This window comes from Actinoplanes sp. URMC 104 (assembly GCF_051386375.1).
In the GTDB taxonomy this organism is placed as follows: domain Bacteria; phylum Actinomycetota; class Actinomycetes; order Mycobacteriales; family Micromonosporaceae; genus Actinoplanes.
Genome location: NZ_JBPQTO010000004.1, coordinates 692,296 through 705,455 on the forward strand (window position 1 = coordinate 692,296; position 13,160 = coordinate 705,455).

Annotated in this window: 14 protein-coding genes; 11 read left to right on the top strand and 3 right to left on the bottom strand. The window is 74.5% G+C overall.

Annotated elements, in window-relative coordinates:
• Positions 1-39 precede the first annotated feature (39 nt).
• Entirely contained in the window at positions 40-846 is an 807-nt protein-coding gene (locus ACSNN8_RS17115; protein WP_436650184.1) for an MmpS family transport accessory protein, read from the bottom strand.
• Positions 847-1,158: 312 nt separating this feature from the next.
• Here ACSNN8_RS17115 and glmS point away from each other — a divergent pair, with 312 nt between their 5' ends.
• Entirely contained in the window at positions 1,159-3,042 is a 1,884-nt protein-coding gene (gene glmS / locus ACSNN8_RS17120) for a glutamine--fructose-6-phosphate transaminase (isomerizing) (protein ID WP_436650185.1), read from the top strand.
• A 17-nt stretch (positions 3,043-3,059) separates the two neighbouring features.
• Here the strand turns inward: glmS and ACSNN8_RS17125 are convergent, their stop codons facing one another.
• Both ACSNN8_RS17125 and ACSNN8_RS17130 read right to left on the bottom strand, forming a co-directional pair.
• Positions 3,060-4,589, bottom strand: coding sequence for an alpha/beta hydrolase (locus tag ACSNN8_RS17125; RefSeq protein WP_436650186.1), 1,530 nt, complete (start codon positions 4,587-4,589; stop codon positions 3,060-3,062).
• A 70-nt stretch (positions 4,590-4,659) separates the two neighbouring features.
• Positions 4,660-4,947 (bottom strand): hypothetical protein, encoded by a 288-nt coding sequence (locus tag ACSNN8_RS17130; protein ID WP_436650187.1) that lies wholly within the window; start codon positions 4,945-4,947, stop codon positions 4,660-4,662.
• Positions 4,948-5,084: 137 nt separating this feature from the next.
• On the opposite strand from ACSNN8_RS17130, the gene ACSNN8_RS17135 reads away from it, so the two are divergent.
• From ACSNN8_RS17135 to ACSNN8_RS17180, 10 genes are all read left to right on the top strand, one after another.
• The gene (locus ACSNN8_RS17135; protein WP_436650188.1) at positions 5,085-5,453 is read left to right on the top strand and encodes a holo-ACP synthase; all 369 of its coding nucleotides are present in this window, start codon (positions 5,085-5,087) and stop codon (positions 5,451-5,453) included.
• 69 nt (positions 5,454-5,522) lie between these two features.
• Entirely contained in the window at positions 5,523-6,977 is a 1,455-nt protein-coding gene (locus ACSNN8_RS17140) for an NAD(P)H-hydrate dehydratase (RefSeq protein WP_436650189.1), read from the top strand.
• Positions 6,978-6,986: 9 nt separating this feature from the next.
• Positions 6,987-8,114, top strand: a complete 1,128-nt coding sequence (gene alr, locus ACSNN8_RS17145; RefSeq protein WP_436650190.1) for an alanine racemase — start codon at positions 6,987-6,989, stop codon at positions 8,112-8,114.
• On the top strand, positions 8,111-9,193 hold the full coding sequence (locus tag ACSNN8_RS17150; RefSeq protein WP_436650191.1) for an alpha/beta fold hydrolase: 1,083 nt from the start codon (positions 8,111-8,113) through the stop codon (positions 9,191-9,193). Before alr ends, ACSNN8_RS17150 begins: the two co-directional genes overlap by 4 nt.
• Positions 9,190-9,651, top strand: a complete 462-nt coding sequence (gene tsaE / locus ACSNN8_RS17155; RefSeq protein ID WP_436650192.1) for a tRNA (adenosine(37)-N6)-threonylcarbamoyltransferase complex ATPase subunit type 1 TsaE — start codon at positions 9,190-9,192, stop codon at positions 9,649-9,651. Before ACSNN8_RS17150 ends, tsaE begins: the two co-directional genes overlap by 4 nt.
• A 2-nt stretch (positions 9,652-9,653) precedes the next feature.
• Positions 9,654-10,340, top strand: coding sequence for a uracil-DNA glycosylase (ung, locus tag ACSNN8_RS17160; protein WP_436650744.1), 687 nt, complete (start codon positions 9,654-9,656; stop codon positions 10,338-10,340).
• Between the two features lie 34 nt (positions 10,341-10,374).
• Positions 10,375-11,280, top strand: a complete 906-nt coding sequence (gene tsaB, locus ACSNN8_RS17165; RefSeq protein WP_436650193.1) for a tRNA (adenosine(37)-N6)-threonylcarbamoyltransferase complex dimerization subunit type 1 TsaB — start codon at positions 10,375-10,377, stop codon at positions 11,278-11,280.
• Positions 11,280-11,714: a ribosomal protein S18-alanine N-acetyltransferase gene (rimI, locus tag ACSNN8_RS17170; protein WP_436650194.1), complete on the top strand. Its 435-nt coding sequence runs from the start codon at positions 11,280-11,282 to the stop codon at positions 11,712-11,714. Before tsaB ends, rimI begins: the two co-directional genes overlap by 1 nt.
• Positions 11,707-12,759, top strand: a complete 1,053-nt coding sequence (gene tsaD, locus ACSNN8_RS17175; protein ID WP_436650195.1) for a tRNA (adenosine(37)-N6)-threonylcarbamoyltransferase complex transferase subunit TsaD — start codon at positions 11,707-11,709, stop codon at positions 12,757-12,759. Before rimI ends, tsaD begins: the two co-directional genes overlap by 8 nt.
• Positions 12,760-12,768: 9 nt before the next feature.
• Positions 12,769-13,023 (top strand): hypothetical protein, encoded by a 255-nt coding sequence (locus ACSNN8_RS17180; RefSeq protein ID WP_436650197.1) that lies wholly within the window; start codon positions 12,769-12,771, stop codon positions 13,021-13,023.
• Positions 13,024-13,160 lie beyond the last annotated feature (137 nt).

Here is a 13,160-nt window from a genome sequence, read left to right on the forward strand (position 1 = left end):
CGGTCCACCAGCGGGTCGTTCGTCACTCGCTTCTCTCCATCACTCGATCGCAAAGTGCGTGCACGTCGCTGTGGCGACGGTACCGGCGCTGGAGGTGCGCTGCTTCACCTCGGCGCCGTCGACCAGCGCCCGGCAGCTGATCGTGCCCTCCGAGGTGCCGATGCGCACCGCGACCACCGACACCAGCGTCGGCGTCTCCATCTGCGCGGTGAACTTCCAGGGCAGGTCCACGTTCTGCAACCGCTTGGGCGCCTCGCCGAGCTTCTCGACGTAGAGGATCTGCGACGCCTGGCCCTCGCCGGTCACCTCGTACGTGACCGAGATGCTGCGACCGGTGACGTCGGGCGCGCCGGCCGGCAGGCTGGGCAGCTGAGTGGGCAGCTGAGTCGGCAGGTCGGGCACGTCGGGGACCTGCGGCGCCGCCGTGGGCAGGTCGGGCAGCGCCTCCTTGGCGCGGTCGGCCAGGTTGCGGGTGATCATCACGCCGGCCGTGACCAGGCCGCCGCAGAGCAGCAGCGAGACCGCCACGATCACGCCGACGATCGGCAGGCTGCTCTTGCGCGGCGCCCGCGCAGGGGGCTGAGCCGGATGCCCCGCAGGCGGCGGGCCGTAGCCGGGCGGCGGGCCGTAGCCGGGCGGCGGGCCGTAGCCGGGCGGCGGGCCGTAGCCCGGGGGGCCGTAGCCCTGCGGGGCATAACCCTGCGGGGGATAGCCGGGCGGGGCGTACGCCTGCGGCATCTCGCCGGTCGGCACGGACGGGAACTCGGACGTCGGCGGATAGTCCGGGTTCGGCGGCGGGGGCAGCGGGGCATGGCCGGGCGTGAACGCCTGATAGGGCCGGTCCACCGTCGGATCCGCTGTCGGGTCCACCGTCGGGTCGGCCGGAGGCGCCGGCCAGGGCTGCGTCGGCGCGGGCGGTCCGTTCAGGGGCGCAGTCTGCTCGGATCCGTCGTCCGGTGGCCGATTGTCCGGCTGGTTGCTGCTCACTGTCTCTCCCGATGCGAGCGCGCTGTCGTGGCGCGGTAGCCGACGGTACGCCAGCGACGCCAGCCGTTCGATGCCACGGTCGGCCGTTCGGGCCGTTCTGCGCAGTCCGTGTGCTCGAAAGGGTGCTTCTCGAGCATGACGGATGAGCGGTCGTCGGTTACGCTTCCGGCCATGTGTGGCATCGTGGGGTACGTCGGCGGTCGGCCGGCGCTCAGCATCGTTATCGACGGACTGCGGCGGCTGGAATACCGCGGATACGACTCCGCAGGCGTGGCCGTCGTCGACGACGGTGCTCTCCTGACCGAGAAGAAGGCCGGCAAGCTCGCGAACCTGGAGAAGGCGCTCGCCGAGACCGGCCGGCCCGGGATCGCCGCCGGTCGCACCGGCATCGGGCACACCCGGTGGGCGACCCACGGCGGGCCGACCGACCGCAACGCGCACCCGCACGTCTCGCAGGACGGCCGCGTGGCGGTCATCCACAACGGCATCATCGAGAACTTCTCCCGGCTGCGCGCCGAGCTCGAGGCGACCGGCGTCGAGTTCACCAGCGACACCGACACCGAGTGCGCCGCGCACCTGCTCGCCGCCGAGGTGCGCGAGCTGCGCGCGTCGGGCATGGCGGACGGCCCGCAGCTGCTCGCCGAGGGCATGCGCCGCACGGTGCGCCGGCTCGAGGGCGCGTTCACGCTGCTCGCCATCGACGTCGAGGTGCCCGACGCGGTCGTCGCCGCCCGCCGCAACTCGCCGCTGGTCGTGGGCCGCGGCGACGGCGAGAACTTCCTGGCCAGCGACGTCTCGGCGTTCATCGAGCACACCCGCGACGCGATCGAGCTGGGCCAGGACCAGGTCGTCCTGATCACCCCGGCCGGCATCGAGATCACCGGTTTCGACGGCTCGGCCCAGGAGGGCAAGCACTTCCACATCGACTGGGACGCCTCGGCCGCCGAGAAGGGCGGCTACGACTACTTCATGCTCAAGGAGATCGCCGAGCAGCCGCAGGCCATCGCCGACACCCTGCTGGGCCGGCTCTCCGACCGCGGCGAGATCGTGCTCGACGAGGTGCGGCTGACCGACCAGGACCTGCGCGACGTCGACAAGATCTTCATCATCGCCTGCGGCACCTCGTACAACGCGGGCATGGTCGCCAAGTACGCCATCGAGCACTGGGTGCGCCTGCCCTGCGAGGTCGAGCTGGCCAGCGAGTTCCGTTACCGCGACCCGATCCTCGACCGCTCGACGCTGGTGATCGTGATCAGCCAGTCGGGCGAGACGATGGACACGCTGATGGCGCTGCGCCACGCGAAGGAGCAGAAGGCGCGCGTGCTGGCCATCTGCAACACCAACGGCTCGACGATCCCGCGCGAGTCCGACGCGGTGCTGTACACGCACGGCGGCCCCGAGATCGCGGTGGCGTCGACCAAGGCGTTCCTCACCCAGCTGGTCGCCTGCTACCTGATCGGCCTGCACCTGGCCCAGATCCGCGGCGTCATGTACGCCGACGAGGTCGCCGCCGTGGTCGAGAAGCTGCAGAACACTCCGGACAGCCTGCGCCGGCTGCTGGGGTCGATGGAGGAGGTGCGCGCGCTGGGCCGCGACCTCAAGACCGCCTCGACGGTGCTGTTCATCGGGCGGCACGTCGGCTACCCCGTGGCGCTGGAGGGCGCGCTCAAGCTCAAGGAGCTCGCCTACATGCACGCCGAGGGCTTCGCCGCCGGCGAGCTCAAGCACGGGCCGATCGCGCTGATCGACGAGGGCACGCCGGTCGTCTGCGTGGTGCCGTCGCCGGCCGGGCGCGGCGTCATGCGCGACAAGGTCGTCTCGAACATCCAGGAGGTGCGCGCCCGCGGGGCCCGCACCATCGTGATCGCCGAGGAGGGCGACGAGGGCGTCCGGGCGTACGCGGACCACCTGATCCCGGTGCCGGCCACGCCGACGCTGCTCGCGCCGCTCATGACCACCGTGCCGCTGCAGATCCTCGCCTGCGAGATCGCCTCGGCCCGCGGCCACGACGTCGACCAGCCCCGCAACCTGGCCAAGTCGGTCACCGTCGAGTGACCTCGCCCGCCCGGCCGTCATCGCGCTGTTCCCAGCGTGATGGCGGCCAGCCGGTCGAGCGAGGATGACCCGCTGTCCCAGTAGCCGACGTGCCCGCCGCCGGGCGCGCTCTCGAAGACCCGTGCGCCGAACGCGGGGTCGCCCGGGTTGTGGCCGAACCACAGGTCGCGCTCCGGGCGCCCGAACGCCAGCCACGGCCCGGCCACCGGCACGCTCGCGGCCAGCGCGAGATCACGGGCGAGGCCGGCCGGCGCGACGGCGGCGTACTGGATGACGTCGTGGCTCGCGGTGGACGCCCACACCTCTCCGGGCGGCACCCGCAGATCGTGCGCGGAGTCGACGCCCACGCCCGGCGAGCCCACGAAGACCACCCCGTCGGCCGCGAGGCCAGCCCCGGCCGCCGCCCGGCCGACCACCAGCGACCCGTAGCTGTGGCCGAGCACCACCTGCCGCGCGGGCGGACCCTCGTGCCCGGCCCGCAGCCCCTCCTGGAAGTGCCGCAGCGCCGGCGTCGCGGCGTCGGCCCGGCGTGCGCTCGCCGCCTCGCCGACGAAGTCGGGCGCGTCGTAGTCCAGCCAGAGGATCGCGCTGGTCGCGGTTTGCGGGCCCAGCTCGGCGGCGCGGACGGCGACCCGCTCGGCGCGGGCCAGCTCGCCGCCGAGCGAGACCAGGTCCGCCGTCATGCCGGGCACGTGGGTGAGCACGCTGCCGGCCCGGTCGGGGTCGCCGAGCGCCACCACGGCGCGCCCCTCCCCGGCCGTGTCGAGCCGCAGCAGGTAGGCCCGCGGGCCGGACTCGCCGGCCAGCCGGTCGCTCAGCGCGGCGAGGCCGTCGCGCACCTCGCGGAGCCGATCGCGCTCGCGGCCGGTGGCGGCGGTGATCGCCCGGTCGACCTCGGCGCGCCGGTCGTCGAGCAGCAGGCGGTTGGCGGCGTCGCGGTCGGCGGCCGGCAACCCGTCGAGGCCGGCCAGCGAGGCCGGCTCCGTCGCGAGCAGCCAGTGCCGCTGCGCCACCGGCAGCCCGGACCACCAGCGCCGTACCTCGGCCGGCGAGGCGGCGCAGCCGGGACGGTCGCTGCGTGCCGGTTCGACCGTGGTGGGCATCGCCCCGGCGAGCTGGTGCAGCCGGTCGGTGGCCTCGGCGTCGGCCCGGGCCGCCAGCGCCACCGCCGCCGCGAGTTCGCCCTGACCGGCGGGCTCCGCAGTGCTTGCGTCGCGGTTCGCCGGCGCCGCGGTCAAGGCCCGGGCCAGCAGCGCCCGCGCCCGGGTCAGGGCGGCGGCGAACTCGTCGGCCGCCTGGTCGGCGAGCCAGCACCGCAGCCGGAACAGGACCAGGCGTCGGCGCAGCGCCTCCAGCCGCTTGGCGGCGGCCGTCGCGGCAGATCCGTGCCAGGCCGCTCGGAGGGCGGCCAGCCGCGGGCCGATCTCGGCGGCCAGGCGGCCGGCGATCTCGGCCCAGCGGCGCCAGGCAAGGGCGAGCGCGTGCCACCGCGCCGGGTCGGTTACCCGCAGGCGATCGCGGACCGACGACATCGCTCCGGGACTCATCGGCGCCGCGCTCATCGGACGCCGCCTCTCGGTGCGACGGTCATCGACGCTGCCCCCATCGGTGCGGCCGTCATCGGGTCAGCCGCAGACGGGTGACGGCGCGGGCGTCGGCCAGCTCGTAGTCGGCCGAGGCCGCCGTGATGCGGCGTGCGGTCTCGTCGAGGTCTGCGCCGATCATCGCGAGCTGGCCCCGGGCGGCCTCGGCGGCCAGGGCGGCCGCGTCGGTCGCCGTCCAGCGCGGGACGGCCGGAGCCTGCGGCTCCGCGCCGGTCGCGGCGGTCACCCGGTCGCCGGTGGCCGTCACATCACAGGCCGCGCGCCGCAGCGCGTCGACGTCGACTTCGAGATCGGGGTTCATCGGCAACCTCCTGGCCGCAGCGGTGGGATGCGCCGACGTTAGGGGTCGCGGACCCGCCGCGGGAGGGGCTGTGGACGGCCGCCGGCCGTTGTCCACAGGGCCGCGTACCGCCCGGCGGCGACCGATAGGGTGGGGCCGTGATCGTGGCTGTCGGCATCGACGTGGTGCTCGTGGAGCGCTTCGCCCGTGCCCTCGACCGCACGCCGCTGCTGGCGACCCGGCTCTTCACCGAGGACGAGCGGGTCACCACGTCGGGCAACCCGCGCTCCGCCGAGTCGCTGGCCGCCCGGTTCGCGGCCAAGGAAGCGGTGGCCAAGGCGCTCGGCGCGCCCGCCGGCATGCTGTGGCACGACTGCGAGATCGTCGCCGACCCCGACGGCCGTCCCTGGCTGACCGTCTCCGGCACGGTCGCCGCGGTCGCCGCGGAGCGCGGGATCAAGCGGTGGCACCTGTCGCTCTCCCACGACGGCGGGATCGCCTCGGCGATGGTGGTCGCGGAGTCCTGACCAGCGCCGGGGCAAAGTGTCGGAGCCGGGGTGTACAACCGTCGGCAACAGGCGAAGGCTGGAGGACCGATGCGGCAGGCTTGGCGGGTCGCGGATGTGCGCGCGGCGGAGAAGACGCTGATGGCGACGCTGCCCGAGGGCACCCTCATGCAGCGCGCGGCGGCCGGGCTGGCGCGGCGGTGCGCGCTGCTGCTCGAGGACGCGGGCGGCGTCTACGGCGCGCGGGTCGTGCTGCTGGTCGGCAGCGGCGACAACGGCGGCGACACGCTCTATGCCGGCGCCGCCCTGGCCCGGCGCGGGGCTCAGGTGCGCGCGCTGCTGATGAGCCCCGAGCGGGTGCACCTGGCCGGTCTGCGGGCGTTGCGCGCGGCCGGCGGCTTCACGGTGCGCGACCTGCCCGAGCGTGCCGACCTGGTGCTCGACGGCATCGTGGGCATCGGGGCGAGCGGCGGGCTGCGGCCACCCGCGGCGGCCGTGGTCGATCGGCTGGGCGAGCTTCGGGGGCGTTCGGGCGCGCGGGCCACGGTCGTGGCCGTCGACGTGCCGAGCGGCGTGGCCGTCGACACCGGGGACGTGCCCGGTGCGGCGGTGACCGCCGACGTCACTGTCACCTTCGGCTGCCTCAAGCCGGCCCACGTGCTGGGGGCGGCCGCGGTGCGCTGCGGCCAGACCGAGCTGGTCGACATCGGGCTCGGGCCCGTGCTGCGCGCCGACCCGGCGGTGTCCGTGCCTGGCTCCGGCGACGTCGCGGGCTGGTGGCCCCATCCCGGCCCGGCCGACGACAAATACACCCGCGGCGTGGTGGGCATCGCCACCGGCTCGGCCACCTATCCCGGCGCCGCGCTGCTCGGCGTGAGCGGCGCGCTCGCCGGCCCGACCGGCATGGTGCGCTACGCGGGCAGCGCCTACGAGGACGTGGTGCGCGCCCATCCCTCGGTGGTGGCCGTGCCCAGGGTCGCCGACGCCGGACGGGTGCAGGCCTGGGTGTGCGGCTCCGGTCTGGGCACCGACGACGAGGCCCGCACGACGCTGCGCAGCGTGCTCGCCACCTCGTTGCCGGTGGTGCTCGACGCCGACGCGCTCACCCTGCTGATCGACGGCAAGCACGCGGAGGACCTGCGCCGCGACGCCCCCGTGGTGGTCACGCCGCACGACGGCGAGTTCAAGCGCCTGGCGGGCGAGGCGCCCGGCGCCGACCGCGCGGGCGCCGCGCTGAGGCTGGCCTCGTGGATGAACGCGGTGGTGCTGCTCAAGGGCGACCGGACGATCGTGGCGACCCCCGCCGGCGAGGTGTGGGCCAACCCGACCGGCACGTCGGCGCTGGCCACGGCGGGCAGCGGCGACGTGCTCGCGGGGCTGCTCGGGTCGTTGCTGGCCGGCGGGCTGCCGCCCGAGCGCGCCGCGGTCGCCGCGGCGTACGCCCATGGCCTGGCCGGGCGGCGGGCCGCCGAGGACGGCCCGGTGACCGCCCCCGACATCGCATCCGCCCTGCGTGCCACCGTGCGCGACCTGACCGGTCAGTAGGCTGGAATCATGTGGCAGGCCGAAGTCCGGGTCGATCTGGACGCCATCCGGGACAACGTCGCGTCGCTGCGCGCCGGCACCACCGCCGAGGTCATGGCCGTGGTCAAGGGCGACGGTTACGGGCACGGGATGCTGCCCTCCGCGCGGGCCGCGCTGGCCGGCGGGGCCACCTGGCTCGGGGTGGCGACCCTCGACGAGGGGCTCGCGCTGCGCCGGGCGGGCTTCGACGTGCCGGTGCTGGCCTGGCTGCACTCGCCCGGGATGCCGCTGCACGAGGGCGTCACCGCCGGCATCGACCTGAGCGCGGGCAGCCTCAAGCTGCTCGGTGAGCTCGTGGCCGCGGCCCGGCGCGCGGAGCGGACGGCCCGAGTCCACCTCAAGCTCGACACCGGGCTGGCCCGCGGCGGCGCCACCCCCGCCGAGTGGCCGGCGCTTCTCGAGGCGGCGGCCAAGGCGCAGGCCGACGGCGAGGTCGAGGTGGTGGGCGTCTGGAGCCACTTCATCGCCGCCGACGAGCCCGGCCACGAGACGATCGACCACCAGCTGGCCGCGTTCGCCGACGGGCTGGCGGTCGCGGAGCGGTTCGGCGTCACGCCGCGCTACCGCCACATCGCGAACTCGGCGGCCACGCTGACCCGCCCCGACTCCCACTACGACCTGGTCCGGCCCGGCATCGCGGTCTACGGGCTGTCGCCGATCGCGGGCGAGACGTTCGGGCTGCGGCCGGCGATGACCGCGCGGGCGCGGGTCGCACTGACCAAGCGGGTGCCGGCCGGGCAGGGCGTGTCCTACGGCCACGCGTACCACACCGAGCGCGAGACGACGCTGGCGCTGGTGCCGCTGGGCTATGCCGACGGGGTGCCACGGGCGGCGTCGAACGTGGGGCCGGTGCAGCTGGGCGGCAAGCGGCGCACGGTGGCCGGGCGGGTCTGCATGGACCAGATCGTCCTCGACGTCGGCGACGACCCGGTGGTGGCCGGCGACGTGGCGACGCTGTTCGGGCCGGGCGACGACGGCTGCCCGACCGCCGACGACTGGGCCGCGGTGACCGGCACGATCAACTACGAGATCGTCACCCGGTTCGGGAGCACGCGGGTGCCGCGGGTCTACGACGGCGGCGCCGGGGGTGCGGCGTGAGCCCGGCCGCGAGGTCGCGGCGGACCAGGCAGGTCGGCATCGCGGGCGCGGCCGTCGGTGTGCTCGCGGCGGGCCTGGCAACCGCGTTCGCCGTCGAGCGGGTGCTGGTGCGCCGCTCGGTCAAGGCGCCCGGCGATCCGTACGTCGACGAGCCGTTCGGCGATCAGCCGTACGACCGCGAGATGACCGTCACCGCGGCCGACGGCACGCAGCTGCACGTCGAGATCGTCGAGCCGAAGCAGGCCGTCGACGAGCCCAAGCCCACGATCGTCTTCGTGCACGGCTTCGCGCTCGACATGGGCACCTTCTACTTCCAGCGCAAGGCGCTCGCCGAGCAGGGCGATCAGCGGTTGGTCTTCTACGACCAGCCCGGACACGGCCGGTCCAGCCGCCTCGCGTCGGGCGACTACGACATCGCGGCGCTCGGCAAGTCGCTGGCCGCGGTGCTCAACGCGGCGGTGCCCGACGGGCACATCATCCTGGTCGGCCACTCGATGGGCGGCATGACGATCATGGCGTTCGCCGAGCAGTACCCGGAGTGGTTCGGCGGCCGGGTGGTGGGCGTGGTGCTGATGTCCACCTCGGCCGGGCTGTTCGACAAGACCAAGCTGGGGCTGCAGACGCTCGTGGCCCGGGCCAGCGCGCCGTTCTTCCCGCTCTGGGGCAAGACCGCGCAGCTGGGCGGCACCACTATCGACCGGGCGCGGGTCGTCTCGTCCGATCTGGCGTGGCTGCTGACCCGGCGCTACGGGTTCGGCGAGCCGAAGCCGAGTCCGTCGCTGGTCACGTTCGTGGAGCACATGAACTCCAAGACCTCGGTCGAGACGCTGACCAAATACCTGCACACGCTCTACACGCACAACCGCTTCCCGGCGCTGTCGGCGCTGCGCGGCGTGCCGGTGCTGGTGATCGTCGGCACGCGCGACTACCTGACGCCGGTCACCCACTCGGAGGAGATCCTCAAGCATCTGCCCGAGGCGGGGCTGGTCAAGGTGGACAACAGCGGTCACGTGGTGATGCTGGAGAAGGCCGACGAGGTCAACGCCGCGCTGCTGCCGTTCCTGGAGAAGATCTCGTGAAGCTGCCCACCGTCGAGGACACCCGAGAGTTCGGGCGCCGGCTCGCCTCGGTGCTGCGCGCGGGCGATCTCGTGCTGCTGACCGGACCGCTCGGGGCGGGCAAGACCGCGCTGGTGCAGGGCATCGGGGCCGGGCTCGAGGTGTCCGGCGCGATCACGTCGCCGACGTTCGTGATCGCGCGGGTCCACCGGGGACGGGTGCCGCTGGTGCACGCGGACGCGTACCGGCTGGGCGACAGCGCCGACCCGCGCGCCGAGATCGACGACCTCGACCTGGACGCCTCCGCGGACGACGCGGTCACCGTGGTGGAGTGGGGCGCCGGGATGGTGGAGCAGCTCAACGACGAATACCTTCAGGTGCGCATCGACCGGCTCGACGACGACACCCGGGTCGTCGAGCTGGTGCCGCACGGCGGCGACTGGGCGGCGCGGGTGGCGGGCCTCGAGGTGGAGGAGTGACGGTGGACCTGGCGCAGTTGCTGCCGGACGAGTGGCGGGCCGAGCTCAGCGGCTTTCTCGACGAGAAGGCGACGGCCGCGCTGGGGCAGTTCGTGGCCGCGGAGTACGCGACCCGGACGGTCTATCCGCCGATCGAGGACCTGTTCGCGGCGTACCGGCTGTGCCCGCCGGAGCGGACCCGCGTGCTGATCCTGGGCCAGGACCCGTACCACGGGCCCGGCCAGGCGCACGGGCTCAGCTTCAGCGTGCGCGAGGGCGTACGGATCCCGCCTTCGCTGCGCAACGTGTTCAAGGAGCTCGCCGAGGACGTCGGAGTGGCGCCGCCGGCGACCGGGGACCTCACCGGGTGGGCGCGCCAGGGCGTGCTGCTGCTCAACGCGGTGCTCACCGTGCGGGCGGGCGCGGCGGCGTCGCACGGCGGCAAGGGCTGGGAGGCGTTCACCGACGCGACGATCCGGGCGCTGAACGCGCGCGACGAGCGGGTGGTGTTCCTCCTCTGGGGTGGTTACGCGCGCAAGAAGGCCGCGCTGGTCACCAACCCGGCGCACGTGGTGCTCGAGGCGGGCCATCCGAGCCCGCTCAACCGCGAGGGCTTCCGCGGCGCCCGCCCGTTCAGCGCGGCGAACAAGGCGCTGGCCGACGCCGGACGCCCGGTCGTCAACTGGGACCTCAGCACGGCGACGCCGTGAGTTGAGCCCGGTGCGCGCGCGTTAGGGTCGGGACGTGCTCGTACTGGCTCTGGACACCGCCACCCCCGCCTCGACGGCAGCCCTGGTCGAAGTGACCGCCGACGGCCTGCGCGGGGTGGCCGAGCGGCGCACCGTCGACCCGCGTGCCCATGGCGAGCGGCTGGCCCCCGAGATCGAGGCCACGCTGGCCGAGGCGGGCGCCCGTCCGGGTGACCTCGGCGCGATCGTCGCGGGGCTGGGGCCGGGGCCGTTCACCGGCCTGCGGGTCGGCCTGGCCACCGCCGCGAGCATGGCCCAGGCGCTGGGCATCCCGGCGTACGGTGTCTGCTCGCTCGACGCGCTCGGCCGGGCCGCCGGGCCGGGGCGGGTGCTGGTCGCGACCGACGCCCGCCGCCGTGAGGTCTACTTCGCCACCTACCTCGACGGCGTCCGCGTCACCGGTCCGCAGGTGGCCCGCCCGGCCGAGGTCGCCGCCGCCGTCGTCCGGGCCGGCGCCGCCGCGACGAGCCGGGCTCGCAACAGCGCTGCCACCGAGGCCGCCGCCCTGGCCGAGTCCGAGACCATCGAGGCCGCCACCGCGCTGGCCGGCGCGGACGCCGCCCGGGTCGCCGCCGCCCTGGCCCGCGCCGAGGCCGACGACCTCATCGGCCAGGCCACCGCGCGCGACGACGGCGTCGACCTCACCGGGCGCGAGTCCGCGGAACAACCGCTCGGCCTGCACGGGCTGGTCGACCGCGCCGCCGGCGAGGGCGCGCTCAAGTACGGCGACCAGTTCGGCGTGCCCGTCGAGGAGCACCTGCTCTATCCGCCCGGGGCCGCGCTGGTGGCGCTGGCGGCCGGCCGCATCCGCGACGGCGCGCCCGGCGAGCAGCTCACCCCGCTCTACCTGCGCCGCCCCGACGCGGTCGAGCCCTCCGGGCGCAAGCCGGTGCTCACCTGATGCGGATCGAACGTTTCCGCTGGTGGCACATCGCCGAGGTGCTGCCGATCGAGGAGGACCTGTTCGGCGACGAGAAGTGGTCGCCCGCGATGTTCTGGAACGAGCTGGCGCAGCGCAACTTCTACGTGGTCGCGCTCGACGGTGACGACCTGCTCGGCTATGCCGGCCTGGCCGCCACGCAGGACGAGGCGTGGGTGCAGAACATCGCCGTACGCCGATCCGGGCAGCGCCGCGGAACCGGCCGGGCTCTGCTCGAGGCGCTGCTGGCCGAGGCCGCCCGCCGCGGGATCAAGCAGACGCTGCTCGAGGTCGCGGTCGACAACGCCCCCGCCCAGCGCCTCTACGCGACGTACGACTTCGAGCCCGTCGGCATCCGTCGCGGCTACTACCAACCCAGCAACACCGACGCCCTGGTGATGATGCGCAATGGCTGACGAGCCCCTGGTCCTCGGCATCGAGACCTCCTGCGACGAGACCGGCATCGGCATCGTGCGCGGGCACACGCTGCTCGCCGACGCGCTCGCGTCCAGTGTGGACCAGCACGCTCGGTTCGGCGGGGTGGTGCCCGAGGTGGCCAGCCGCGCGCACCTCGAGGCGCTCGTCCCCACCATGCAGCGCGCGCTCGACGAGGCGAAGGTGACCCTGGCCGACATCGACGCGATCGCGGTGACCAGCGGGCCCGGGCTGGCGGGCGCGCTGCTCGTCGGCGTCGCCGCGGCCAAGGGGTACGCGCTGGCGGCCGACAAGCCGATCTACGGCGTCAACCACCTGGCCGCCCACGTCGCCGTCGACACCCTCGAGCACGGCCCGCTGCCCGAGCCCGCGATCGCGATGCTCGTCTCGGGCGGACACTCGTCGTTGCTGCTGGTCGACGACCTCACGAACGGCGTCACGCCGCTGGGCGCGACGATCGACGACGCGGCCGGCGAGGCGTTCGACAAGGTGGCCCGGCTGCTGGGGCTCGGCTTCCCCGGCGGACCGGTCATCGACCGTACGGCCCGGGACGGCGACCCCGCGTCGATCGCCTTCCCCCGGGGGCTGACCGCGCCGAAGGACCTCGTCGCGCACCGCTTCGACTTCTCGTTCTCGGGCCTGAAGACCGCGGTCGCCCGCTGGGTCGAGGCCCGCGAGCGCGCCGGCGAGCCGGTGCCGATCGCCGACGTGTCCGCCTCGTTCCAGGAGGCGGTCTGCGACGTGCTCACCGCCAAGGCGATCGAGGCCTGCCGCACGAACGGCGTGCGGACCCTGGTGATCGGCGGTGGCGTCGCCGCGAACTCGCGTCTGCGGGTGCTGGCCGAGGAGCGCGCCGCCCGGCACGGCATCGAGGTACGGGTGCCCCGCCCCCAGCTGTGCACCGACAACGGCGCGATGGTGGCGGCGCTCGGCTCGCGCCTGGTCGCGGCCGGGGTCGCGCCCAGCCGTCTCGATCTGCCTGCCGATTCCGCGATGCCATTGACCGCGGTCAGCGTTGCGGGGTAGGAAGCGGAGATGATCGCGCGGATGTGGGAAGTACGTGCGCACCCCAAGGGCTTCGACGAGCTGCTGTCCTGGGTGTGCGACGTCGCGGTGCGGCGCGTGGAGGTGCTGCCGCAGCACGTCTCGAGCGACGTCTACTCGTCCACCGACAACCGCATCGTGGTCATCACGAAGTGGCGGCACAGCCCCGAGAGCCTGCCCGCCCCGCCGGCCGACCTGGTCGCGCGGGCCCCCCACGTGTGGGACTTCACCCCCGTCGACCGCTGATCTCTCTCCACTGAGCCCACCCCGCCCACCCAGGGGGCCGGCCCGCGACGATACGGCGTTGTGGAGATCGAAAACGGGTTGTCCACAGGGAACCTGGCGTGATGTGGCGGACACTTGCGGGCACGGTAAACGCGTCG